A 22,887-nucleotide genomic window follows, 5' to 3' on the forward strand; every position below is an offset into this window, starting at 1 on the left:
TATTGAAAAAATGAAGAAGAATTATGTCCTTTTAACAGCTGTCCTTTTGGGAACGTTTTCTTTAATGGATGCTCAACAAAAAAAAGATTCTGTGTATGCAGAAAAAATAGACGAGGTGATTCTCACGGCTATGAAGCAGATTAAAACGGACAGCCTTACCGCTAATCTGAAACGGAATGATAAATTACTGGAGATTCCTCAGAATATCGTAAGTATCAAGAGTAATCTGCTTCAGCTTCAGGGAGCGTTTGATGTGCAGGATGCTCTCCGCAATGTGAGTGGGATCTATATCGGAGATGCTACCGGAGCTGGGAATATTTTTGCGGGAACTTTTAATGCGCAACTGCGGGGTTTCAGTCCGGTGAGTACATTCAGGAACGGGCTGCCGTCATTTGCGGGCGGACTTTCACAGGAGGATGTTTCATTAATAGAACAGGTAGATGTTATCAAAGGTCCAGCCGGTTTTGTTAATTCGATGGGAACCGGAGGAGGATCATTAAATATTAATACCAAAGCACCCCGGAATCAAAGAATCAGAGAGGCTAATGTAGCCGTGGGAAGCTTCGGATTTTATAGAGCTGCTGTTGATCTCGGAAGTGCGGTAAAAGAAAAGGGATTTTCCTTCCGGTTCAATGCTGCTTATGAATCACAGGGATATTTTGCCGAATATGCAAAACGCCGGAAATTTGTTGTAGCACCTGTTATTCAGTACAATATCAGCAAAAATACGTTCTTGCTTGCAGAATGGAATATGATTGTAGGCAGAGCTCTGGAATCCAGTAACTTTATTCAATATGAAACTGAATCCACCGTTCAAAAACATCCATGGAATGCTAATTATCAGGGAGACCCAAATTTACCAACTTCAAAACTTGATGAACATTACGGAAGATTTGTAATCCATCATCAGTTTAATGATAAATGGAAGATTGTTTCTCAGTCTTCTGTAAAAAGTACGCCTTTGGATCAATGGAGTCTTCTTGGTGGAACTGCCAGCTATAACCCGCCTATGTTTGATGATGCCGGGAATGCACTTCGTTCAAGTTTCAGGAACAAACAAAAATACCTAACGTACAATACCCAACTTTTCGTCAATGGTAGTTATAATATAAGTCCAAATATCGTTCATAACATCATTACAGGAGCTGATTTTAACAGCAGTAAAAGCAACACGGAACATATTCAAGGTGCTAATGAGTTTGTTTTTAACCGTAATCTGTTGAATTATGGAATTGATCATGATCTGCTTATCCAGCCTGAAGCCGATGATCAGATTGATTATACTTCTTCCCAGGATAAAACAATAGGTGTTTATCTTTATAATACAGTCAAATTCTGGAATCGTTTAATTGTGGATGCAGGATTCCGTTACAGTAAAAACAGGCGGGAACGTTATCTTAAAGGTCCTTATTCTCCGGAAGGAGATTACAAAATATACAGGCATCACGCATTTAATCCAAGGGTGGGTGTTACTTATTTAATCCGGAAAGATTTTGCAGCTTATTTTTCTTATGACCAGAGTTTTGATCCAATGGCCGGAACTGATCCTCAGGGAAAAGAATGGAAACCGCTGGAGAGTTATAATACAGAATTTGGATTGAAAAAGGAGTGGTTTGATGGTCTTTTATCTACTTCTGTAAGTGCATACAGGATCATCAGGAATAATTCATTTTCTCAGAACCCGGCTACTGGCCTGATGACTCAGCTCAATCAGGTAAGAAATCAGGGAATAGAAATCGATGTGATAGGCTCTATTTATCCTAATATTACTTTAACTGCAAACTATTCATACATTAATTCTGTATACTCAAAGGATCCTTATACTCCGGAACTTGTAGGACAAAGGTTTTCAAGTGTACCGAGACATCAGCTTAATACCTGGGTAATGTACAAATTCCAGAAAGGAAAATTGAAAGGACTTTCTGTGGCCTTAGGAGAAACCGCAGCAATGCTTAGAGAAACAGATGTTCCTGGTGTTCGTATTCCGGATTTTGTGAAATTTGATGCCAGTATCATGTATCAATATAAAAAATGGTTTATCCGGGGAATATTTGATAACCTGACCAATAAACGGTATATCACGGACGGAAATGTACAGGCAAGATATAATGAAGACTGGACTGCTGTAATAGGTGAACGCTGGATGTACAAGGAAAGTAATCCTTTCAATTTTAAATTACAAATAGGATTGAAATTTTAACAAATTAATGCAACATTATTGCAGTAAAAAACTTATCTTTACAACAAGGGAAAGCCGAAACCCTTAAAGAGTAGGCCAAATTAAAAAAATGTTTTATTATGGAAAAAAACAAAAAGATGAAGCTAAACATCGAGGATCTTAAAATCGAAAGCTTCGTAACAGCGCTGGACAAAGATTTGTCCAAAAAATTACAAGGTGGTTTGGGAATTTCTCCTGCAGGAGACCAAGAGCACCCAACTCATACTATAAAAACTCAGGACAGACTTCACGTTTGCGGAACTGTTCAGTGCTAATTATAGAAGAGACTTCTCGGGCTGCTTTATGTAAATAAGGCAGCCCTTTTAATTTAGGCCCAGTCAATGAACTGAAAAGATAAAAAATGTTTTTCCAGTCAAAAATTCAAAAAGCTTAATCTCTAATCCTTACAAAAAAGTTTTTAAGAAGTTCCTGAATCTGTTCCCACAATTTTTCCTCCAGAAGCTCCGGGCCCCCTGAAGGATGTTGAAAATATTCCGCTAATTCTCCTATACTTAACGGAGTTTCCAATAACTGAAGAATCATGATTACCAATGGATCAGGCTGAAGGTGAAATACTTTCTCATCGGTACTGAAAAAAATATGGCTGTAATTACCTTCTCCAAGCTCTTTGCAATTTTCATCTTTCCAGTTCCATCGGGATTGATGGACATAGATAAACGGATTACGGATAAATCGTTTTTCACGAAGCTTAGTTTTGTTTTTAATTCCTTCATCCAATTCTTTCTTTAGAATACCCAATCGGGTTTGAAAGCATAAAGAACCTTTATTATCCTGCTGTAAATCAATCTTAAATGTTTCAAATTGGTAGAGGTCTGAGACATAATCAGCATCTTTTTGAGGTAAATTTATAATGATATTCAACAATGTACTGCCAAATTCTTCAATGGTGTCAGAATTATATATCGTTTCGTCAATCGGGGTAAAGGTTTTCAGAAGTTTCAGTGTTTCCGGATAATACCGATCAAAAAACAGTTTTTTAAATTGAAAGTCTTTAAAAATGGTACTTCGTTTTGTTTTAGGAAGCTCAGGATGAAGAATAGAGTTGAAAGCTTTACCTTTAAGTATCATTAATAAAGAAAGTCCGATACCGGCTGTACCTGTCATAAGTCCCAGATCTTCAGAATTTTGAACACCCCATCCTGAATGATGATGTTCCCTGCTTTTTTTTAAACCTTCCAAAGTAATTTCACGAGCGAGTTCCAGAGCTTTTTCATCATCAAAAACCTGATGATACTGCAATAGAAAATCAGAAAGACCACCATAACCACTGAATAGAATATGATTCCTCTTAGACCTTTTCAGGATATCATTTTCACACCTTTCAAATATTTTTTTGCAGTCTTTTTTATATAATGGATTTGCGGTAGCCGTCCATGCTGAAATTCTTGCATTTCCAATACCACAGGCACCATGTGCCCATGCATTCAAATCGAAATCTTCCGGAAGGAAAATACTTTTGTTCCAATCGAATAAATTGGGAAGATTATTCTTGGAAGCTTCCCATCTTAAATCCAGCCAGTTGTTTTTGGAAATGTTATAATAAAGATCTTCGTAGCGGAATGCCTGCTCGGCAAACCAAATAAACTCATGATGGTCAAAATACTTTCCCAGTTGAAGAAGGCAGAAACCTATCCCTGCATTACCATGCGAAAATCCACATAAAGAATCCATTGAAAGCTGGTTTTTTCCCCATTTAATTCCGGATTTTGCTGTCATTGATTTCTCTAAAAGGCTTGTTGTCAAAGATACAATATCATTGCCTGTTTGCGGATCCTCGGTTAAATGATAAAGTAAACATACAGCCAGCAGAATTCCTGAAATACCAATTAACAGATCTTCAGTTTGTTCAGCCAGAATTTTTTCACGGTATATCCGATAAAGATTCAAAGACTGTTCGAGATAAATATATTTTCCTGTAACCCGAAACAATTCTGATCCTAAATAAATAATACCGGCTAATCCATCATAAAGACTTGAATTTAGCTTCTCATGATTAAGGGAATACTGATATATTTTTGCAAATGATTTTTCAGCAGTTTCAAGATGGATTTCTTTTCCAAATTCTTCATACAGTGTCAGAAAGAACCACGCAATACCTCCTGTACCGTTCCATAAAGAGGGATTGAAGCTCGATGAAAAAAATCCTTCATTATCCATGGAAATCGTATCCCAATAGCACCCGTCTTTATCATTTTTTAATTTTGAAAAAAGAAATTCACTGATTTCATTCAGTCCGGATTGCAGCTCTTGAAGTTCAGGCTTTGTGATCATAATTTTTGATTAAAGGGATGATACGCATGATAAAAAAAATAATATAGGATTCCTCGGCATTCACTATTCCCAAACGGTTATTCGCCATGTGAATAAAACTGAGCAAAGCTTCGCCAATGGCTTCAGAAGCAAGCTGAGACTGAGTATATTTTGCAAATACCTCCTTGTTTGATCCCAAAAACTCCTCTAAGGAAGAATCTTCCGTTGTATCTGATGTATTCCAGAATATCGTAAGATTTTCGATCAATAAATGTTGATAACTGTCCAATTGAATTTGAAAAGCATTCAAGATATTTTTCCTGTTTTGTTCCTGTTCATCAGCATTTTCCGAAAAAGGTACCGGTAACCAGCTTTGCACAAAGGTGTCACATAGCTGAAGACTGTAGTTTTGAGACAGTTCCATTCCTTTAAAAAAAGCAAGATGGATTTTTAAAGCCAGAAGATATCTTTCAGAATTTGTTAATGGATGATTTTGAACCAGGCAATGCAATATAAACCGGGACGATGCATAAAACTGGTCTTCCGCAATAGTGATGGTTTCTGTATTTCCATAACGATCCGTTTCCGGGATGTACTGAGCTTCTTTTAATACAATACGATCTTCGTTGAGGTGTTCATAAGCGGAAATACGATCTTTCAACAAAAAATAAAAGCTGTCAGTTTCTTCGGCAGTCAGAAGCAGCCGCAACCGGATATGATAACCGTTTTCAAAGTAGCGGATAAAGAAAAATTTAACTTCCTTTTCCAGCTTTTCCTCAATATCCATAATAGAAGGATGTACAATACCTATAAGTACAGGATCTGCATGGCTTTCGTGAAACAGATAATAGGTTTTCCAGAGTTTTTCCATGAAGTTAAAAATTATACCATTGAATAAGGTGTTCGGTTACTCTTTCCTGACCGCTTTCTGCGGAAGGTAAAGCTTCTTCCATGTAAACATAAGACCCGGCTCTGTTCAGAAGCTTAATAAAAAGGCTAAAAAGCAAAGGCTGTTTGAAATCAATATATTGCGGCTTATAATCGTCTCTTGTTCCTGCAGATTTATCCGATAAAGATTCTTCAGGAATATAAGCTGACTGCAGATAAAGAAAGAGGGCAGAAGGTAAAGCGTTTTGCATCAGCCATTCATGAAATCGCAGAAAATAAATACTGTTATTTTCATCCTTATTCTGCCGTGGAATGATATGGAGATTAATGAGCCACCCTTTACGACGAAGCACGAGCTTATCCTCAAAAACAATCCTCGGCAGAATCCTGATATTTTCATTCCTCAATTCTTGTACATGACTACGGTCAATAATCTGTATCAAAGGATGGTAGCTGACATAAGTACACGGATTGAACAAGGACATCAGCTGATAAAGATTAGAGCGGTTTGTAATGCTTTCGAGGCATAGATCAAAAGCATAGATTTCTTTTTTAAGGATTGCATCTGTAAGATACACTCTGTTCTGGCTGGTATTATAGCCAACAAAGATCCTATCCAAAGAAATTTGTTGTGATTTTTTCATTTGTGTATTGGAGGCGGGCATTTTTACTTCATGATCCAATAAAGGTGGATGAATATTAGCATTAAAGCTGGAGTCATCATTAAGTTCAAGAAGCAGCTGATCGGGAAATAATTGTCGATTATATTTTCGGTGTATTTCGGAAATTTCAGCATCAAATAAATGAAGAAATCTCCCGCTCATTTTACCCATTCCCGGCATCAGTCCGTTCACAACAGCCTTCGTTCCTGTTTCGGATGACTGATCGAAAAACTGGAGGAATGCAGAAGCGGAAGGACATTTTTGTTTGGAAGAAGGAAGGCTGTTTAAATGCTTCATTTGAATCCTTATCTCATCAGATGGATGTTCTTCCTGTTGAAGGTGTTCCCAGAACAGTTGCGGCCATGAATCCTGCTGATCCTGATTGTTTTCTAGCTCAGATTCATTTTTATGACGGTAATATTCATGATAAAAAGTGATCAGAGGAACTTGCCTGTCTGTATTATAAGTGGAAATAAAGAAGTTTTTGACTCTTTCTTTTTCTTTGGCCCGAATATCAAAAGCAGATATGCGGATGCATAGGTCTGACAGTCGTTGTCCTAATTCATAAACTGTATTTTCATCAATTGTATGGGGCTGATCCGTATATGTATCCTCATAAATGAATCCTTCCTGGCGGTAATCAACAGGGATATAAGGCAGTTTTTCAAAACCCTCTCCATTTCTGTATTTTTTTAAAATATAATCTAAGACATTCTGGATTTCGTCTTTTGGAAGTTTAATAATTCCGGCTTGATTTTCAAGATCCGAAATCGTACGGTCAAACATTATTGCGCTGTCTTTTAAAAGAATTTCCCGTTGGATTATTTCTGAAGATCCCAATTTATTTTTAGCCTGCTGAAGATTTAAAATGAGCAGCCATAGCTGTTCTGCTGCTTTATTACCACTTTTATGTTCTGCTAGAAATGATAACAGATGGTTGTCCCAATCCGGATCTATCTCAGAACATTCCAGTGTCAGTTCCAGAAATCCAGAATCCACCAATTTTAAAACATAGTGCTTTAATTCTGAAAAATCGGCTTCAATTTGTGATGAAAGGTGCTCAATAAGTGATGCAAGAGATATATTTTCCAGAGAATCATTGATAAATTCTTTGATATATTGGTTCACACCCTGTGCATGAATTTCCTGAAAGACCTCAATATTAGCGCAATTCATAAGGAAACTGAACCTTTGATTAGTTTCTATTATACTGCTGTTGGTATTTACAAACAATAAGCCCTGAAGATCAGGATGTCTTTCCATCAATTTCTTAATGCGTTTCAGGAGCTTATTATTCAGTCGTATTTTACAATTTTGGGTTTCGGAAGTTGGGGCTGATGTATCAATATCAGAAGTTATTTTGGTAAGGCCCAAATAAGTAAAAGTGCTGAAAGGGGAGGTTTTGTAAGCCATTCGGGTAAGATAACGCAGGATACTGAATTCCATACGTTCATGATCTTTATTCAATGATTTTACATCTGCACTCATGAAACTTTCAAGCTGTTCATAGAGGTCTTTGCTGGAAAGAAGAATCCCGTTTTTGAAAGGGTATTGTTCTGCTAGTTTTTGAATGTTCTGTCTGTGTGACCATAGCAGATCGTAAAAATCTTTTTCCCAAAGCTCTCTAAACTCTTTATATTTTATACCTGAGCTCAACCATTCTTCCCACGTATCTTGGATAGAATTAAAAGTTTCAGCCGGAATTTTTTCAGCAAGGTCCTGCACATTCTGTCGTTTATTGAATACAGCCCGTTTCAGGTTCAGCAACAATTTTCTTTCCCCATCATCAGAAGACCGCTGAATCAAAGTATAAAGTTCACCGCATAATTTTTCATTACAGGATTGAACACGTTCGCCAATCATTTTCCATTGATTCAATCGATCATCAATGTCTGCAATAGATAATTTGTTTAAACTTTGTACAGGCAAAGCTGCAAACCGTGTAAAAATATAAGGTAAAATATTCAGTTTCATTTTCTAAATTTATTTTCCTAGCTCAAGTTGATTTTTAACTAAATGGTAATAGGCTCCCTTTGATTTTGTCAAAGTCTCATGATTGCCTTGTTCAACAATTTTTCCTTTGTCCAGAACTATAATATTATCCGCATGTACTACTGTACTCAGCCTGTGGGCTACAATAACTACCGTTCTGCCGAGGAAAAAATGGTTCAGATTTTCTACGATCAGTTTTTCATTATGAGCATCCAGGGAATTGGTGGCTTCATCCAGAAATATATAATCAGGCTGGCGGTAGATTAATCGTGCAATAAGGAGACGCTGTTTCTGGCCTTCACTCAGGCCTGTTCCTTCACTACCAATCTGAGTTTCATAAGAAAAGGGGAGACTTTCAATAAAATCCTGCATATTAACCATTTTGCAGGCATTTTTTACTTTATTAAGGTCTTTTTCCGGGCTTCCTACCCAGATGTTCCCGGCTATTGTATCTGTAAAAAGGAAAGAATCCTGCATAACGGCTCCACATTGTCTGCGCAGGCTTTTGGCATTAATCAGTTTCAGATCCTGTCCACAAAAAGTGATTGTTCCTTGTGTGGGGTGAAAAAATTTAAGCAGTAGTTTCAAAAGAGTGGTTTTTCCGCTTCCGCTCATTCCTACAATTGCTGTCACCTTTCCTGCAGGAATTGTCAGTGATATATGTTGAAGGACATCAGACGATAATTTTCCGTACCGGAAACATACATCGGTCAGTTCAATGGATCCCGAGTTTCCTTTCTCCAGATCCAGAATTGTGCAGGCATCTTCTGTTTCTTCAGCTTCCACTTCCGAGATGCGCTGCAAACTGAATTTTGCGGTCTGCATAGAGCGGATAAAATCTGACAGCTGATTGATGGTTCCATTCAGGGCACCATACATATAGGTAATGGCAAGCATAGCTCCTAGGGTAAGATTTCCGTTGATTACAAGAGAAGCCGTCAGAAAAGTGGTCAGAACACCCGTTGTTTCATTGATGAAAAGTGCAACACCCTGTATTTTCTGGTCCAGTTTAAGACTTTCCATTTTTACTTTGTAGGTTTCTTTCTGCATGGTTTTCCACAGTTGGTTTTTTTCCTGTTCTGCACCCGTCAGTCTTATTTCGGTCATAGCTTCGAATGTTTCTATCTGGTGACGCTGTGCACTGGAAAGAAGACTGAAGGTACGTTGGTCTAAACGTCTTCTTTTTTCTTCAAAAAGATTAGTCCAAAATACACTTATCGTACTGGCAGCCAGAAACAGGATAAAAAGTTTCCAGTTATAGTAGCACAGCAAACCTCCATTCACTGTAAGAATGATAACGGAAAGCCCTGCGCTCACACAATTTTTGGTGAGAAACTCTTCTACACGCTGGTTATCATAGATTCTCTGCAGATTATCTCCGCTGCTCCTGTATTCAAAGAAGGAAAGTTTCAACTGCATAAGCTTGTCTACAAATTCATAAATAAGCTTTATACTGATATTCATTCCCAGTTTAAAAAGTACCCGGCTTCGGAAAAAATCGGTGAGAATTCTTCCGCTAAAAAGAACAAGCTGCCCTGCACAGATAAGGGAGAGGAGTCCGATGTTTTTTCTGGAAACAGCTTTATCAACAACAGCTTGTGTTAATAAAGGAATTGCTAAGGTGAGAAGGGTAGCAGCTACTAACGCTGCAATAACAAGAGTAATATTTCTACGATCATCTATCCGTTTTAGCAGAGAAATTAAGTTAACGGGAGGGTCCGGCTGGTCTGGCAGCTCATTAAAGGTTTCAGTGGGTTCTACAAACACTGCTATGCCTTTATCTTTCTGTCCGGGAATATTCCAATGTTCTTTAAAATCATTGATCGTATAACGCATATTCTTTCCCAGCGCAGGATTCCCCACATAAGCATGAGCATCTGTAAGGTTCCATAGCACTACAAAGTGATTGTGATCCCAATGAATGATGCAAGGTAATGGTGCTTTCTCCTGCAGTATATCCAGGTCTGTTTCTGCTGCCAGGGTTTTGAATCCCAGATTTTCAGAAGCATAAGTTAAACCTGAAACAGAAGTTCCCTGGCTGTGTATATCACAAATTTCTCTCAGGTAATTCAGGGATAATTTCTTTCCATAGTATGCCCCGAGCATCTTCAGACAGGTTGGTCCACAGTCCATTGTGTCCAGTTGACGGAAAAAGGGATATTGTTTTCTTTTAAAGAAACGGATTATCTTTCTTAGTTTTTTATTCTCCATGAGCAATCACGTAATCCTGATTTGAGTATTAATCATTATTTTTTTAAAACGCAACATTGTAGCTAATGCAATTTAGTTGCAATTTATAAAATAATATTTTAATCCTGTATATAATCTCAATTAATTATTAATATTAAATTTTCTCACAAGTTGCTATTCAAAATAATTGAGTAACCATAGGCTTTTCCATTTATAATAACTATAACATGAATGCTTTTTTTGAATCCTTTTCATACATAATATTCCCTACCTTAGAGGTCACTCAGTAAAATTATTTTTATGGAAAAAAGAAAGATTAAAAACACCGATCTGGCTATTGCACCAGTTAATTTCGGGGGAAATGTTTTTGGATGGACATTGGATGAAAAACAGTCTTTTGATATACTGGACCGTTTTACAGAAGCAGGATTCAATTTTGTAGATACCGCGGATACCTATTCATGGTGGGTAAATGGAAAAGGCGGACAATCTGAAGAAATCATTGGAAAATGGATGAAAAGCCGCTCCAACCGCAATGATATTGTGCTGGCTACCAAAGTAGGTTCGGAAACCAAAGAGCACGGCTATGACATCAGCAAAAAACATATTCTACAATCGGTAGATGAATCGTTACAAAGGCTTCAGACGGATCATATTGATATTTATTATACCCATTTTGATGATCATACAACACCTGTAGAAGAGACACTTTCAGCCTATGATGAGATTATTAAGGCAGGAAAAGTACGTTATATTGCAGCTTCCAATTTGTCTCCTGAACGTTTGAAAGCTTCATTCGAAGCTTCTGAAAAGTACAATCTTCCTAAATATGTTGCGCTGCAGCCTCATTATAATTTAATGGAAAGAGAAGGATTTGAGAAAAATTATGCTCCTCTGGCAGAGCAGTTTGATCTTAGTGTATTTCCTTACTGGTCTCTGGCTGCAGGATTTTTAACGGGTAAATACCGTGATGAAACTGATCTTTCAAAAAGTGCGAGAGGAGAGGGCGTAAGAAAATATTTAAACTCTAAAGGACATGAAGTTTTAAAGGCATTAGACCAGGTAAGTGAAAAGCATCACACAACTCAGGGAACGGTTTCGCTGGCATGGCTGTTGTCTAATCCTTTGATTACGGCTCCTATTGTAAGTGCAACCAGTACTTCACAACTTGAAACGCTGTTCAATGCTCCTAAGCTTGTTTTAGATCAGGAAGATATTGATCTGTTGAATCAGGCAAGCCATTAATGTTCAGCCTCATTATAGATTAAAATTAAATCCGTTCAGCATTGAACGGATTTTTTTATGAATCGTTCCGTCAAAATAAAAACCTTTTGTGCCTTTTCTGGTTTAGTAAAAAAGTTTAAACAGACTTATGATTAATTTGGGCTGTACAATTATTAATCAGAATATTCTTTTAACAATTGTCGGTAGCTCATCAAAATGGAAGACTTAGAAATAAAGCCGATAAAATCATTATTCTCACTTACTACCGGAAGATTCCAAACTCCTGTATCATCAAAGGTCTGAAGAATTTCCAAGGGTTTATTTTCGCGATGAAGGATTGCCGGCGGAGCTTTCATAACCTGGAGGATTGTTTGGGAAGAATCAATTTCCTGATTAAAAAGATAGGGTCTGATATCATCTAAGGTGAGAATTCCTTTAAGTTTTCTGTTGCTGTCAACAACGGCAAAAATATTTTTATTTCCGTTTTTCACCAGTTCAAATAATTCTGTGATGGAATCACTTTCATTAATAGTTTGTGAATATTTATCAATGAAATCTTCAGTTCTGAGAGCAAAAAGCAGGTTTTTATCGTGTTTATTGGTAAATATTTTTCCTTGATCTGCCAATGATTTCAGTTCCGGAGAAATTGGGGAAAACCATTTGGCAATAAGATAAGAGATTACGGAAACAATCATCAGAGGGATAAAAAGATCATACCCAAAACTGGATTCTGCGATCAGGAATATTGCAGTAAGAGGAGCATATAATACACCGCTCATTGCACCAGCCATTCCTACAAGTACCAAATTTGTTACAGGAACGTCTGTAAATCCCAGATGCTGGCAGACAAGAGCAAACAGATAGCCCACTGTTCCTCCTGCAAAAAGTGAAGGAGCAAAGTTACCGCCATTTCCTCCGCTGAAAATGGTAAAAGAAGTTGCAAATGCCTTTAAAAGTAATACCAGCACTAAAAAGATAATGATGGTCCAGTCTCCGATTTCAAAATATCTGAAAAAGCTGTTTTCAATAATGGAATAGGTATTTCCGTTGGTAAAAGCTTTTACGGTTTCATACCCTTCTCCGAATAAAGGAGGAAAGAGAACACACAGTAATGAAAGTACCGCACCGCCGAACATTGCTTTACGCATTCTTGAGAGCTGAAGCCCTTTAATAAAGTGTTCTACTTTTTGTGAAATGATTACAAAATAACGGGCATATAATCCCGTAACAATTCCTAAAATAAGGTAATAAGGGACATTTTTATAATTGAAAGGATCTCTGGTATAAAATCTGAAAAGTACATCTTCCTGAAGCAGAATTCTGGACAAAAGACTTCCGCAAACTGCAGCCACTACTAAAGGGATAAAATCTGTAAAAACTACTCCTGTCAATAATATTTCAAATGCAAACATAATTCCGGCAATGGGAGCATTGAATGCGGAGGCAATTCCTGCTGTGGCGCCGGCAGCCAGCAATAAAGTACGTTCTTTGTAGCTTAATCTGTAAGTTTGGGCATAATTAGATCCAATAGCGGCTCCGGTAACGGCGATAGGACTTTCCAATCCTGCGGAACCTCCCAATCCTACGGTAATAGCACTCTGTATCACCTGGGAATACATTTTAACGGATGCTACAATACTTGAATTCTGTGCAATTTCGTACAAAATGGCTCCGATTCCTTTTCTGTCCTGTCCTTTGAATAAAGTAAGGACAATCAATGTGGTCAGTACAATTCCTAAAAAAGGAAAAACGATATAAAATAAAATCTGATATTCAAAATGGACTTTATTGGTAATGAAATAATGAATATTGTGGACTAAAGTCTTCAAAATTACACCGGCCAGCCCTGCGGTACATCCCACCAGGATTCCCGAAAGCACGAGAAATTGGTTCCGGCTCAGCCGGTTGTTCAGCCAATGCAGTATAAGCTCATAACTGCGTGCTTTTTCTAATCCGTATTTCTGGAAATCTCTTTTAAATTTAAGGAAGCTGAGGTATTTTTTTTTGTTGTGAATTTTCACCTTAGAAACATTTTAGTGCCATCTATGATCGGTATAGCAGTGTAAATTTATGAAATATATCATAAGTATTTGATGTTTCATATTAGGAAAAAGTCAAAAATACATTCTTTATTTATTAAATTCAGCAAATAATTTAAAATATCACATCAATATATTTATGATTAGGATGGGAAACGGATTAAAGAATGATTTCTTATGTTATTTAGTAATTATTATATTTATGTGAATTTGAAGTTCAAAATTTCTTCAAAATTTAATCATAGTTTTATCGCATGAAAATTCTAATCGTTGAGGACGAAGCTGAGCTTGCCAAAAGTATTTCCGAATATTTGTCCGGAGAAAATTACCTCTGTGAATCTGCCGGCACATTTACGGATGCCATGGATAAAATTGAAACATTTGACTATGACTGTATTTTATTGGATATCATGCTTCCGGACGGAAACGGACTTAAACTGCTGGAAGAATTGAAAAAGCTTCAAAAACAGGATGGTGTAATTATTATTTCTGCGAAAAATGCCCTGGATGATAAAATTGAAGGGCTGAAGCTGGGAGCTGATGATTATCTGACCAAGCCTTTTCACCTTTCAGAACTTATGGCAAGGGTATATTCCATTATCCGAAGAAAACAGTTCAGCAGTTCCAATGTGATCATTCAGAACGAATTGCAGATCGATCTTTTGGCGAAAACAGTAGCTGTGAACAATGAAACAATTTCACTGACAAAGAAAGAATTTGACCTCTTAATTTATTTCATCGGAAACAAAAATAAGGTAATCTCTAAAAGTACGCTGGCCGAACATCTTTCCGGAGACTTTGCTGATATGCTTGATAATCATGATTTTGTATATGCCCATGTAAAGAACCTTAAGAAAAAACTCTACGATGCCGGATGTGGACATTATCTGAAAACAGTTTATGGAACAGGATATAAATGGGAAGGATAGAATGGTTGCTGGTTGAAAAATAAAAACTGTGACCATAGAGATCATTAAACTTTAAATTACGAACTTTAAGTCTTAAACCCTCATAATTCATCATTATTTTGAAGCCTCTTTTAACCAAAACTACAAAACCATTTCTCATCTACGTACTTATTGTATTGATGATCAGTATTCCTGTGTATTATTTTGTAGTGGATACCATCTGGAAGAGCGAACTGGACGAGCATAATCAGATTATTGTGGAGAAAACGGCTTATGAGTTCAATCATCTGAAGCTTTCGGATGAGGCTTTGGAAAAAAGCCTTACACTGTGGAATCATATACAGCCTGAAACAAATATTGAGAGAATTTCTGCTGAAGAAGTTAAAAAAGATACGGTTTATACCTACGAAAAGCATCTTCCGTTTATCTCGGAAAAGAAAAAGGAACGATACAGATGTTTAAAAAAAGTGGTATATATTCATAACAAGCCTTATCTTTTTACGATACAGACTAATATTGAAGAATCTCACGAAACCATTGCAGTAATTGCTATGATCACTATATTTTTCTTTGTTATGATTGTGGTTGGGCTTTTATATCTGAACAGAAAACTTTCTTCATCCATCTGGAAACCGTTCAGAAGTACTTTGGATCAGTTGAAGACATTTAATCTCAACAGCCAGAATAAAATTGAATTTCCTGCTACCGATACTACAGAATTTGAAGAATTGAATCATTCTCTTTATAAGCTGATAGAGCGCAACGTATCAACCTACAAAACCCAGAAGGAGTTTACGGAAAATGCTTCTCACGAGCTGCAGACACCGCTTGCTATCATTAAAAACAAACTTGATCTTTTGCTTCAGGATCAGGATCTCACAGAAAAGCAGTACAGGCTTGCAGAGGATATGAATAAAGCATTAACAAGAAGTTCCAGAATTAATAAAAACCTTTTGTTACTGGCAAAAATTGATAATAACCAGTTTGATAATTCTGAAATTATTCAGTTTAATCATCTGCTTCATCAGAGTATTGACATTCTTGAGGAGCATTTTGAGCAGAAAAATATTTCTGTTGAGGAAGCGATTTCAGATGATGTAAAAGTAGGAGGAAACAGCATTCTTACGGAAATACTGATCAACAATCTTATCATCAATGCCATTCGTCATACTGCTCCCGGAGGTTCAATCGCTATTAATCTCACGGATTCTGTGTTTGAAATCTCCAATTCAGGAACAGCACCCCTGAACCCTGATCTTCTGTTCAAAAGATTTTCAAAGCTTTCCACAGACAACAGCGGAAGCGGCCTGGGGTTATCTATTATACAGGAAATATGTAAATTCCATCACTGGACTATCGGCTATAGATTTGAAAATAATCATCATATTTTCAGTGTTAATTTATAGTTAAAAAACAGCGGGGTTCCGGCAATTCAAAATTTCTTCTAAATCAGATTGCACCTTTGTATTGAAAACATACTGAGGTATAAATTTTATTTAGAAATGATTTTAAAAATTGTCCTTTTACTGGCAGGAACAATCCTTGCATTCTGGATCAGCGCTATTTGTGGAGGCGGTGCAAGTCTTATTTTGATTCCGATACTGAATCTGCTGCTTCCAACATCTCTGGTACCTTTTTCCCTTACCATTGGTACTTTTACAAGTTCAGCATCCCGAATTGCCGTATTCAAAAAACATATCAACTGGAAAATATTTTTGTGGTTTGTTCCATTTTCGATTCCGGCTGTATTACTGGGGGCTTATCTGATTAAATATGTAAATCCGAATTATCTGCAGCTGATTGTTGCTTTATTCCTTATAGCTAATCTCCCGCAGCTTTTTGCATCCAAAAATAAATCTGAAGAAACAGATAAAGAATATCCGAAATCCGCATTGGCCCTCATTGGGTTTTCTGCAGGCTTTATCTCAGGAATTACCGGTGCTGTAGGTCTTCTTTTCAACCGTTTTTATTTAAAATTCGGACTTAAGAAAGAAGAAATCGTAGCAACGAGGGCTGCCAATGAAGTTTTTCTTCACCTTATCAAACTTATCATCTACATTTCATTAGGATTATATTCAGGAACCGCATTATGGCTGGGAATTGCCATTGCAGTAGGTGCGATTGTATCATCGTATACCGTTAAATATATTCTTCCGCATCTTAGTGAGAATCTGTTCAAGAAAATAGGTTACGGTGCAATGGTTATATCCGGGATTACTTTATTTACAGGAACTTCCGGTAAAATTATTCAACAGGATCAGATTGTAGTAAGCAATTCATCTACACAGCACAAAAAAGTGTATTCCATGTCCTGGAGAAATACTAAAATGGTTCTTGAATACAAAGCGAATAAAGGGATTGAGTTTGAGAAAACCGTATCACCGGAAGATTTGTCCGGAAGCCTTAAAGAGAAATACCACAGCCTGATGGATCATTATGATGAGGTTCAGATCGAAAAGGTATACGTTTTCGGAAAGAAGATCACTCATGAATTTTATTGTTACAAAAATAATGTACTGACGAAGTTTAAGGTGTAATCAATTGATAGTTTGCAGGTAATGCGCAAGGGCATAAGAAATCAAAGATTTAATAATAAAGCTCTTGCTGATTTCATAAATGCTGCAGATATCTAAAAAATTGGAGTAAAGTCCATGATCTGTGAGAGATAAAATAAGAAATCTAGAAATACAATGAGAACAGTAAACAAAGTAGCAGCCGTCACTATACTTTTCTGGCTTATGAAAATTGTAGCCACAACATTAGGGGAAACACTTGGAGATTTTATTTCCATGACACTCAATCTGGGATATGTTGTAGGTATTTTGGTTACTCTGGTATTTTTCGTGGTTATTTTATCTGTACAGCTTAGTGTAAAAAAATACATTCCGGCGGTATATTGGATGGTCATCATAGGGACAACAACTTTAGGAACAGAAATTTCCGATTTTATTGACCGGACGTTAAAAACCGGATACCTTGTCGGCAGCCTGATCCTGCTTTCCGGACTGTTGATTTCATTGTTTTTATGGTACAAAAAGTATGGGAACCTTGAAGTGTATCCGATTGTTGAGAAAAATAAAGAATTTTATTACTGGACAGCCATTCTTTTTTCAAATAGCCTGGGAACGGCATTCGGAGACTTCCTGAGTGATAATTTAGGACTGGGATATCTCACCGGTGCCCTGATTACCGGACTGATTATATTAGTGGTTATTACACTCCATTATTTCACAAAAATCAACCATGTTCTGCTGTTTTGGATTGCCTTTGTTTTTACCAGACCATTTGGGGCTACATTCGGAGACCTTTTAACAAAACCACTGGCCAAAGGCGGCTTGGATCTCGGAACACTTAATGCTTCTCTGATCTCACTTGTACTGATGGTTCTGATGATTTTCATTTCACAAAGAAAGCATCGCAAAGAACTGCCTTTTCAAAACGAATAATCATACTTCAACTATAATAAAGAAATTTTTTTAAGAAAATAAAGACTCAATAGAATGAATAGGACAAAACTGTTATTTTTCCCGACATGTGTGATAATTTCTTCTCTGGCTTCGGCGCAGACAAGCTCTGTAACGGCATCAGGAAGGGTTCTTACCAAAGACAAGGCCGCGTTACCTTATGCCAATATTATTTTAAAAAAAGAAAAAGACAGCGCATTTGTAGCAGGAACTATTACCAATGAAGATGGAAGGTTTTCCCTTACCGGTATAAAGCCGGATCATTATCTTCTGGAAACCTCAATTTCCGGGTATCATTCACAGATACAGCCCGTTTTTATAGGAAGCCTTTCTGAATTTCTCGAAATCCCAGTCATTGAGCTGATTCAGAAACAGGAAAATGAGACAAAAATAGAAGCCATTACCATTACCGCTTCCAAAAAGAATGAAATAGATAATCGTCTTGATAAGAAAACTTATTCTGTAGCGGATAACATCAGCCAAAGCGGCGGATCGGTACTGCAGAGCATGCAAAATCTTCCCGGAATCACTGTACAGGACGGAAAAGTACAATTAAGAGGAAATGATAAGGTTACGGTATTGATTGACGGTAAACAAACTGCTCTTACGGGGTTTGGAAGCCAGACAGGACTGGATAATATCCCGGCTTCTGCTATTGATAAAATTGAGATCATCAACAATCCTTCCTCAAAATATGATGCGAACGGAAATGCGGGAATCATCAACATCATCATGAAAAAAAATAAACAGAACGGATGGAACGGAAAAGCAGGGTTTACAACAGGTTTAGGATCACTTTGGGTAAGAAAGGAAAATCTTCCGACAATAAGACCTCAATATACATTAACACCGAAAATAAATCCTTCATTATCTCTTAATTACAGAAAAAACAAAGTCAATATCTTTTTACAGGCCGATAATCTATATACTGAAACGCTTAATAAGAATGAATTTGTAACGCGTACTTATGATGACGGAACCATAATCAATTCACAGCTGAAAAGAAACAGAAATACCAATTTCTTTACCACAAAAGCGGGAATAGACTGGAATATTGATCCGCAGAATACATTAACCATCTCAGGAATGTATGGAAGTGAAAAGATTATAGACCGTGGCGATCAGCCATTCTTCAACGGAGATTTTTCTCAACGCCTCCGTCTTTGGCAGTTTCTGGAAGATGAGCTGAAAACTACCGTTATGGGAACAGCCTCTTATCAGCATAAATTCAAAGAAGCCGGCCATGTATTGAACGTGGGCTTCAACTATACTTTTCACAGAGAGGATGAAAAATATTTCTACGATAACTATCTTCCGGCTTCCACGGGAACCGATGCTTTTAAATTGTTGTCTGATGAGCAGGTTTATGATTTCAATGTTGATTATGTAAAACCTTTAAAATACGGTAGAATAGAGACTGGTATTAAGCTTAGAAACAGAAGCATTCCTACCAATATGAATTTTATTCCGGGAGCAAACTCTGTTCTTGATGTTTCTGCCGGAGGAAAAGCAGATTATAAGGAGTTTATCCCTGCCGTGTATGGAAATTATGTTTTCGAAAATGAAAAATGGGAAGCAGAACTGGGACTCAGACTGGAATATGTAAGAATTGAATATGATGTGAACCCTAATCATCCTACTTATAAAAGTGACGGATATAATTACACACAGCCTTTTCCCAACTTCAGGCTGGCTTATAAGCTTGACGACCGTAATAAATTCTCTGTATTTTACAACAGAAGGGTAGACCGTCCTAATGAAGTAGATATCAGAATTTTTCCAAAATATGATGATGCAGAGATCATTAAAGTAGGAAATCCTGCGCTGCGTCCTCAATTCACCAATTCTGTTGAGCTGGGCTATAAATATAACTGGGATAATGGTTATCTGTATTCTGCTTTATACCATCGTTTTGCTAACGGAACTATTACCAGAATATCGAGCATTGTTCCCGGAAGCACGCTTATTTATGCCATATTCCAGAATGCAGGAAAAAGCTACAACACGGGATTGGAAGCAATCTGGAATCAAAAGATATCCGGTGTTTATTCCTTTAATATCAACGGAAATCTTTACCGTAATCAAATTGATGCATTTTCTGTACAAAATCTGTATCCTCAACCCAATGTTTTCTCAGCTGCCCAACAAACCGCTGTTTCAGGGAATATAAAAATGAATAACGTATTTCATTTTGCCAAGGGATTAGATGCACAATGTACTCTTGTGTATCTGGCTCCAGATATTGTTCCGCAGGGGAAAATAAAATCAAGATTTTCAATGGATTTAGGAATTAAAAAAGCCATCCAGAAAGGGAAAGGGGAACTGTTTCTGAACGCCTCGGATTTGCTGAATACGATGGTCATTAAAAAATCAATTCAGGGAATGGGATTCGCTTACACCAGCAATGAATATTATGAAACCCAGGTCGTAAGATTGGGCTACAGCTATAAATTTTAAAAAATTGAAAATTATAAATGTAATTTAGGATGAAAACGCACTTTCAAAAAACGCTGATTTATATAATGATTCTAAGTTCAGCCCTAGGCAGGATGAATGCACAGAACACGAATGACTCTGTTGCTGTTCGGGAACCGATACAGGACAGTGTAACAACGGCCAGTATTCAGAAAAACAAGCTGAATTATAAAAGTCTGATTATCCCAGCTGTATTTATAGGATATGGAGTTGCCGGATTATCAATGGATAATCTGAAACGGCTTAATAATTCAACCAGAACTGAAATCAACGAGCATCAGCCTGCCCGCATAAAACTGGATAATTATACTCAGTATGCGCCTGCAGCAATTGTGTACGGACTTAATGCAATCGGGATTAAAGGGAAGCACAACCTGAGAGACCGTACTATTATTTATGCCTCGTCACAACTTATTGCAGCAGCATTTACCATGCCTTTGAAATACCTTGTTAAGGAACAAAGGCCGGACGGGTCCAATACATTATCTTTTCCATCGGGACATGCGGCTACGGCATTTTCCTCTGCCCAGTTTATGTTCAGGGAATATAAAGACACCAACTTCTGGTTAAGTATCTCCGGATATCCTTTTGCTATTTTCACAGGTGTTTACAGAATGCTGAATGATAAGCACTGGCTGGGAGATGTAGTGGCAGGTGCAGGATTTGGAATTCTTTCTACAGAGCTTGCTTACTGGCTTTTCCCAAAAATCGATAATCTGCTGCGTGGTAAAAAGGGAAAGAACACATTATCCTCAACAATGGTGATGCCTTTTTATCAAAATAAAACGGTAGGAATAGGATTGGTGAAGAATTTTTAATTATAAGCAAAAAGTTCTTTTACAGATCAATACATTTAACAGCTTGCTTTGGTAAGCTGTTTTTTATGGAAAAAATGTTTTTTGTTTGGAAATAGAATTAGGCTATCTTTGATGTGGCTAAATTATATATTAGCATACTTCAGTCTACACCACAAAGAACACCACACCAAATATTATGAAAACAAATCGATTTTTAGTAAGAGTAAGGCTCAAGGTCCTATTTCTTTTTACTTCTATTCTGATTGCTTCGAGCTCTTTTGTAAAGGCTCAGATTGCAGATCCTACGATTACTTCTTTATTTCAAAATTCATACAAATTGTATAAAGACATTCGAAAGCCGAACGGTATTTATCTTGATGCCTTAGCATTAAATGGAGCAGGAGATAAACCCGCAGCTATTGTAGCCAACGGGATAGGCTTGATCTCACTTTGCATTGCGGATGCCATGTATCAGCAAACCGGAGACCAGACCAACTGGGAAACCAATGCTGCAGATCTTGTTAACACAACGCTTCAGACATTTATTGATTTTAAAAATGCAGGAAAAACAAATTCTGCAGGCTTATTTTACCGATATTTTGATTATACTACCGGAAACCAGGAATGGTCCAGTGAATACAGTACAATTGATAATGCGATTTTTGCCATGGGAATTATCTACTGTAAAAATTATTTTGCTTCCAATCCTTCAATTGTTTCAAAGGCTAACACCCTTCTTAACGGAATGGATTATACCAAAGCAATTGGTGCTAATCAGATCTATATGATTCTTGATCAGAATGGCAATGGAAGTGCTCCTACTATTCCTTTTAACGAATACATATTGGTTTCCTGGCTGGCTAAAAATGCGAGTTCCAGCAATCCCGGTTATGCAGCATCTCAAACATTTTGGAATACTTATTTTGCAGATCCGGTTACAGCCCCTGTTTCACGTGTCAATTACTGGGGACATGAGACCTTGTCAGACGGTCAGCACTGGCTGTCCAGTTTTATTCCTCAATTCACCTATTATTTCTGCAATTATTATAAAAATAATACCGCTTATATGAACTATTTTACGAATGCTTTGAATAGTGATAAATTATACGCGCAAAATCTTGGTTTTAATGCATACGAATGGGGTGTGGGAGCAGGAGATATCCCTGGTGGAGGATATTCTGCTGATGCTGTAGAAAATAATCCCAACCGAATTATATCTCCTCATATTATAGCGGGTTTTATTCCGGTATATCCTCAAAGTAAAGCTAATTTGCTTAGTTTATATGGTAATGGTACAGGTCCTGCTGTTTACAGTTTGGCTTCAGATCCATCCAAAAAAGTACTTTGGAGATACCGCCAAAATAATACTGCCCTGAGAGCATCTTATATACAGGCGATAGATTTTTCCACCATGCTTTTTGGTTTGGCATCTCTGCCGGAGTACCTCGGAAACAATTGGTTCAATACTTATAACGTAATTAGCAATTCGGATTTGGTACTCCATGCATCTGATCGATCATTGGAAAAAGAAAGTGTATTTTACAATTCATTACAAAAAACCATAGATATAAAGGATGTAAAGGGAGTAAAGCAAATTGAGATATACGGGCTGGACGGAAGGCTGCTGCACCAATTGTCGAGTTCTGAAAATAATATTTCCATCAGCACGAGTGCTTTCCAACAGTCTATTGTGCTAATAGTCATCAATACTTCTAAAAAAATAATAAAAAAGAAATTATCTCTTTATTGATTGTCTTTT

General features: G+C 37.2%; 15 protein-coding genes. 10 read left to right on the plus strand and 5 right to left on the minus strand.

Translation table 11 applies throughout. From position 1 onward, the window contains the following. Nucleotides 1-10: 10 nt before the first annotated feature. Both F3J23_RS06590 and F3J23_RS06595 read left to right on the plus strand, forming a co-directional pair. Nucleotides 11-2,200 carry a TonB-dependent siderophore receptor gene (locus tag F3J23_RS06590; RefSeq protein WP_167025943.1) on the plus strand — a complete coding sequence of 730 codons (2,190 nt, stop codon included), beginning with the start codon at nucleotides 11-13 and terminating at the stop codon, nucleotides 2,198-2,200. Nucleotides 2,201-2,298: 98 nt separating this feature from the next. After that, the gene (locus F3J23_RS06595) at nucleotides 2,299-2,493 is read left to right on the plus strand and encodes a pinensin family lanthipeptide (protein ID WP_167025946.1); all 195 of its coding nucleotides are present in this window, start codon (nucleotides 2,299-2,301) and stop codon (nucleotides 2,491-2,493) included. A 115-nt stretch (nucleotides 2,494-2,608) separates the two neighbouring features. Here F3J23_RS06595 and F3J23_RS06600 read toward each other — a convergent pair whose 3' ends face one another. The 4 genes from F3J23_RS06600 to F3J23_RS06615 are packed head-to-tail and all read right to left on the minus strand — an operon-like array spanning nucleotide 2,609 to nucleotide 10,242. Beyond that, complete coding sequence (locus F3J23_RS06600) at nucleotides 2,609-4,510, minus strand: lanthionine synthetase LanC family protein (protein ID WP_167025949.1); 1,902 nt, start codon at nucleotides 4,508-4,510, stop codon at nucleotides 2,609-2,611. Then, the gene (locus F3J23_RS06605; protein WP_167025952.1) at nucleotides 4,494-5,360 is read right to left on the minus strand and encodes a thiopeptide-type bacteriocin biosynthesis protein; all 867 of its coding nucleotides are present in this window, start codon (nucleotides 5,358-5,360) and stop codon (nucleotides 4,494-4,496) included. Before F3J23_RS06605 ends, F3J23_RS06600 begins: the two co-directional genes overlap by 17 nt. A 4-nt stretch (nucleotides 5,361-5,364) precedes the next feature. Continuing rightward, nucleotides 5,365-8,013 (minus strand): lantibiotic dehydratase, encoded by a 2,649-nt coding sequence (locus tag F3J23_RS06610; protein WP_167025955.1) that lies wholly within the window; start codon nucleotides 8,011-8,013, stop codon nucleotides 5,365-5,367. 9 nt (nucleotides 8,014-8,022) lie between these two features. Then, nucleotides 8,023-10,242 (minus strand): peptidase domain-containing ABC transporter, encoded by a 2,220-nt coding sequence (locus F3J23_RS06615; RefSeq protein ID WP_228455277.1) that lies wholly within the window; start codon nucleotides 10,240-10,242, stop codon nucleotides 8,023-8,025. A gap of 279 nt (nucleotides 10,243-10,521) precedes the next feature. Between F3J23_RS06615 and F3J23_RS06620 the strand changes: the two genes are divergently transcribed. Further along, on the plus strand, nucleotides 10,522-11,466 hold the full coding sequence (locus F3J23_RS06620; RefSeq protein WP_167025961.1) for an aldo/keto reductase: 945 nt from the start codon (nucleotides 10,522-10,524) through the stop codon (nucleotides 11,464-11,466). Between the two features lie 152 nt (nucleotides 11,467-11,618). On the opposite strand, the gene F3J23_RS06625 is transcribed toward F3J23_RS06620, so the two are convergent. Next, the gene (locus F3J23_RS06625; RefSeq protein WP_167025964.1) at nucleotides 11,619-13,466 is read right to left on the minus strand and encodes a chloride channel protein; all 1,848 of its coding nucleotides are present in this window, start codon (nucleotides 13,464-13,466) and stop codon (nucleotides 11,619-11,621) included. 272 nt (nucleotides 13,467-13,738) lie between these two features. Between F3J23_RS06625 and F3J23_RS06630 the strand changes: the two genes are divergently transcribed. The 7 genes from F3J23_RS06630 to F3J23_RS06660 all read left to right on the plus strand — a co-directional run bounded on the left by F3J23_RS06630 (nucleotide 13,739) and on the right by F3J23_RS06660 (nucleotide 22,878). After that, on the plus strand, nucleotides 13,739-14,413 hold the full coding sequence (locus F3J23_RS06630) for a response regulator transcription factor (RefSeq protein WP_167025967.1): 675 nt from the start codon (nucleotides 13,739-13,741) through the stop codon (nucleotides 14,411-14,413). A gap of 98 nt (nucleotides 14,414-14,511) precedes the next feature. Beyond that, on the plus strand, nucleotides 14,512-15,798 hold the full coding sequence (locus F3J23_RS06635) for a sensor histidine kinase (RefSeq protein WP_167025970.1): 1,287 nt from the start codon (nucleotides 14,512-14,514) through the stop codon (nucleotides 15,796-15,798). Between the two features lie 96 nt (nucleotides 15,799-15,894). Further along, nucleotides 15,895-16,929 (plus strand): sulfite exporter TauE/SafE family protein, encoded by a 1,035-nt coding sequence (locus F3J23_RS06640; RefSeq protein WP_167025973.1) that lies wholly within the window; start codon nucleotides 15,895-15,897, stop codon nucleotides 16,927-16,929. A gap of 153 nt (nucleotides 16,930-17,082) precedes the next feature. Continuing rightward, complete coding sequence (locus F3J23_RS06645) at nucleotides 17,083-17,838, plus strand: hypothetical protein (protein ID WP_167025976.1); 756 nt, start codon at nucleotides 17,083-17,085, stop codon at nucleotides 17,836-17,838. Nucleotides 17,839-17,892: 54 nt separating this feature from the next. Next, complete coding sequence (locus tag F3J23_RS06650; protein ID WP_167025979.1) at nucleotides 17,893-20,313, plus strand: TonB-dependent receptor domain-containing protein; 2,421 nt, start codon at nucleotides 17,893-17,895, stop codon at nucleotides 20,311-20,313. 65 nt (nucleotides 20,314-20,378) lie between these two features. Further along, the gene (locus F3J23_RS06655; protein ID WP_228455278.1) at nucleotides 20,379-21,149 is read left to right on the plus strand and encodes a phosphatase PAP2 family protein; all 771 of its coding nucleotides are present in this window, start codon (nucleotides 20,379-20,381) and stop codon (nucleotides 21,147-21,149) included. A gap of 175 nt (nucleotides 21,150-21,324) precedes the next feature. After that, nucleotides 21,325-22,878, plus strand: a complete 1,554-nt coding sequence (locus F3J23_RS06660) for a hypothetical protein (protein ID WP_167025985.1) — start codon at nucleotides 21,325-21,327, stop codon at nucleotides 22,876-22,878. The last annotated feature ends 9 nt before the right edge of the window (nucleotides 22,879-22,887 follow it).

The organism is Chryseobacterium sp. Tr-659, assembly GCF_011752975.1.
Classification (GTDB): domain Bacteria; phylum Bacteroidota; class Bacteroidia; order Flavobacteriales; family Weeksellaceae; genus Chryseobacterium.

Coding starts and splice junctions, on each gene's coding strand:
- F3J23_RS06590 (WP_167025943.1), top strand. CDS start 11: ATGAAGAAGAATTATGTCCTTTTAACAGCTGTCCTTTTGGGAACGTTT.
- F3J23_RS06595 (WP_167025946.1), top strand. CDS start 2,299: ATGGAAAAAAACAAAAAGATGAAGCTAAACATCGAGGATCTTAAAATC.
- F3J23_RS06600 (WP_167025949.1), bottom strand. CDS start 4,510: ATGATCACAAAGCCTGAACTTCAAGAGCTGCAATCCGGACTGAATGAA.
- F3J23_RS06605 (WP_167025952.1), bottom strand. CDS start 5,360: ATGGAAAAACTCTGGAAAACCTATTATCTGTTTCACGAAAGCCATGCA.
- F3J23_RS06610 (WP_167025955.1), bottom strand. CDS start 8,013: ATGAAACTGAATATTTTACCTTATATTTTTACACGGTTTGCAGCTTTG.
- F3J23_RS06615 (WP_228455277.1), bottom strand. CDS start 10,242: ATGGAGAATAAAAAACTAAGAAAGATAATCCGTTTCTTTAAAAGAAAA.
- F3J23_RS06620 (WP_167025961.1), top strand. CDS start 10,522: ATGGAAAAAAGAAAGATTAAAAACACCGATCTGGCTATTGCACCAGTT.
- F3J23_RS06630 (WP_167025967.1), top strand. CDS start 13,739: ATGAAAATTCTAATCGTTGAGGACGAAGCTGAGCTTGCCAAAAGTATT.
- F3J23_RS06640 (WP_167025973.1), top strand. CDS start 15,895: ATGATTTTAAAAATTGTCCTTTTACTGGCAGGAACAATCCTTGCATTC.
- F3J23_RS06645 (WP_167025976.1), top strand. CDS start 17,083: ATGAGAACAGTAAACAAAGTAGCAGCCGTCACTATACTTTTCTGGCTT.
- F3J23_RS06650 (WP_167025979.1), top strand. CDS start 17,893: ATGAATAGGACAAAACTGTTATTTTTCCCGACATGTGTGATAATTTCT.
- F3J23_RS06655 (WP_228455278.1), top strand. CDS start 20,379: ATGATTCTAAGTTCAGCCCTAGGCAGGATGAATGCACAGAACACGAAT.
- F3J23_RS06660 (WP_167025985.1), top strand. CDS start 21,325: ATGAAAACAAATCGATTTTTAGTAAGAGTAAGGCTCAAGGTCCTATTT.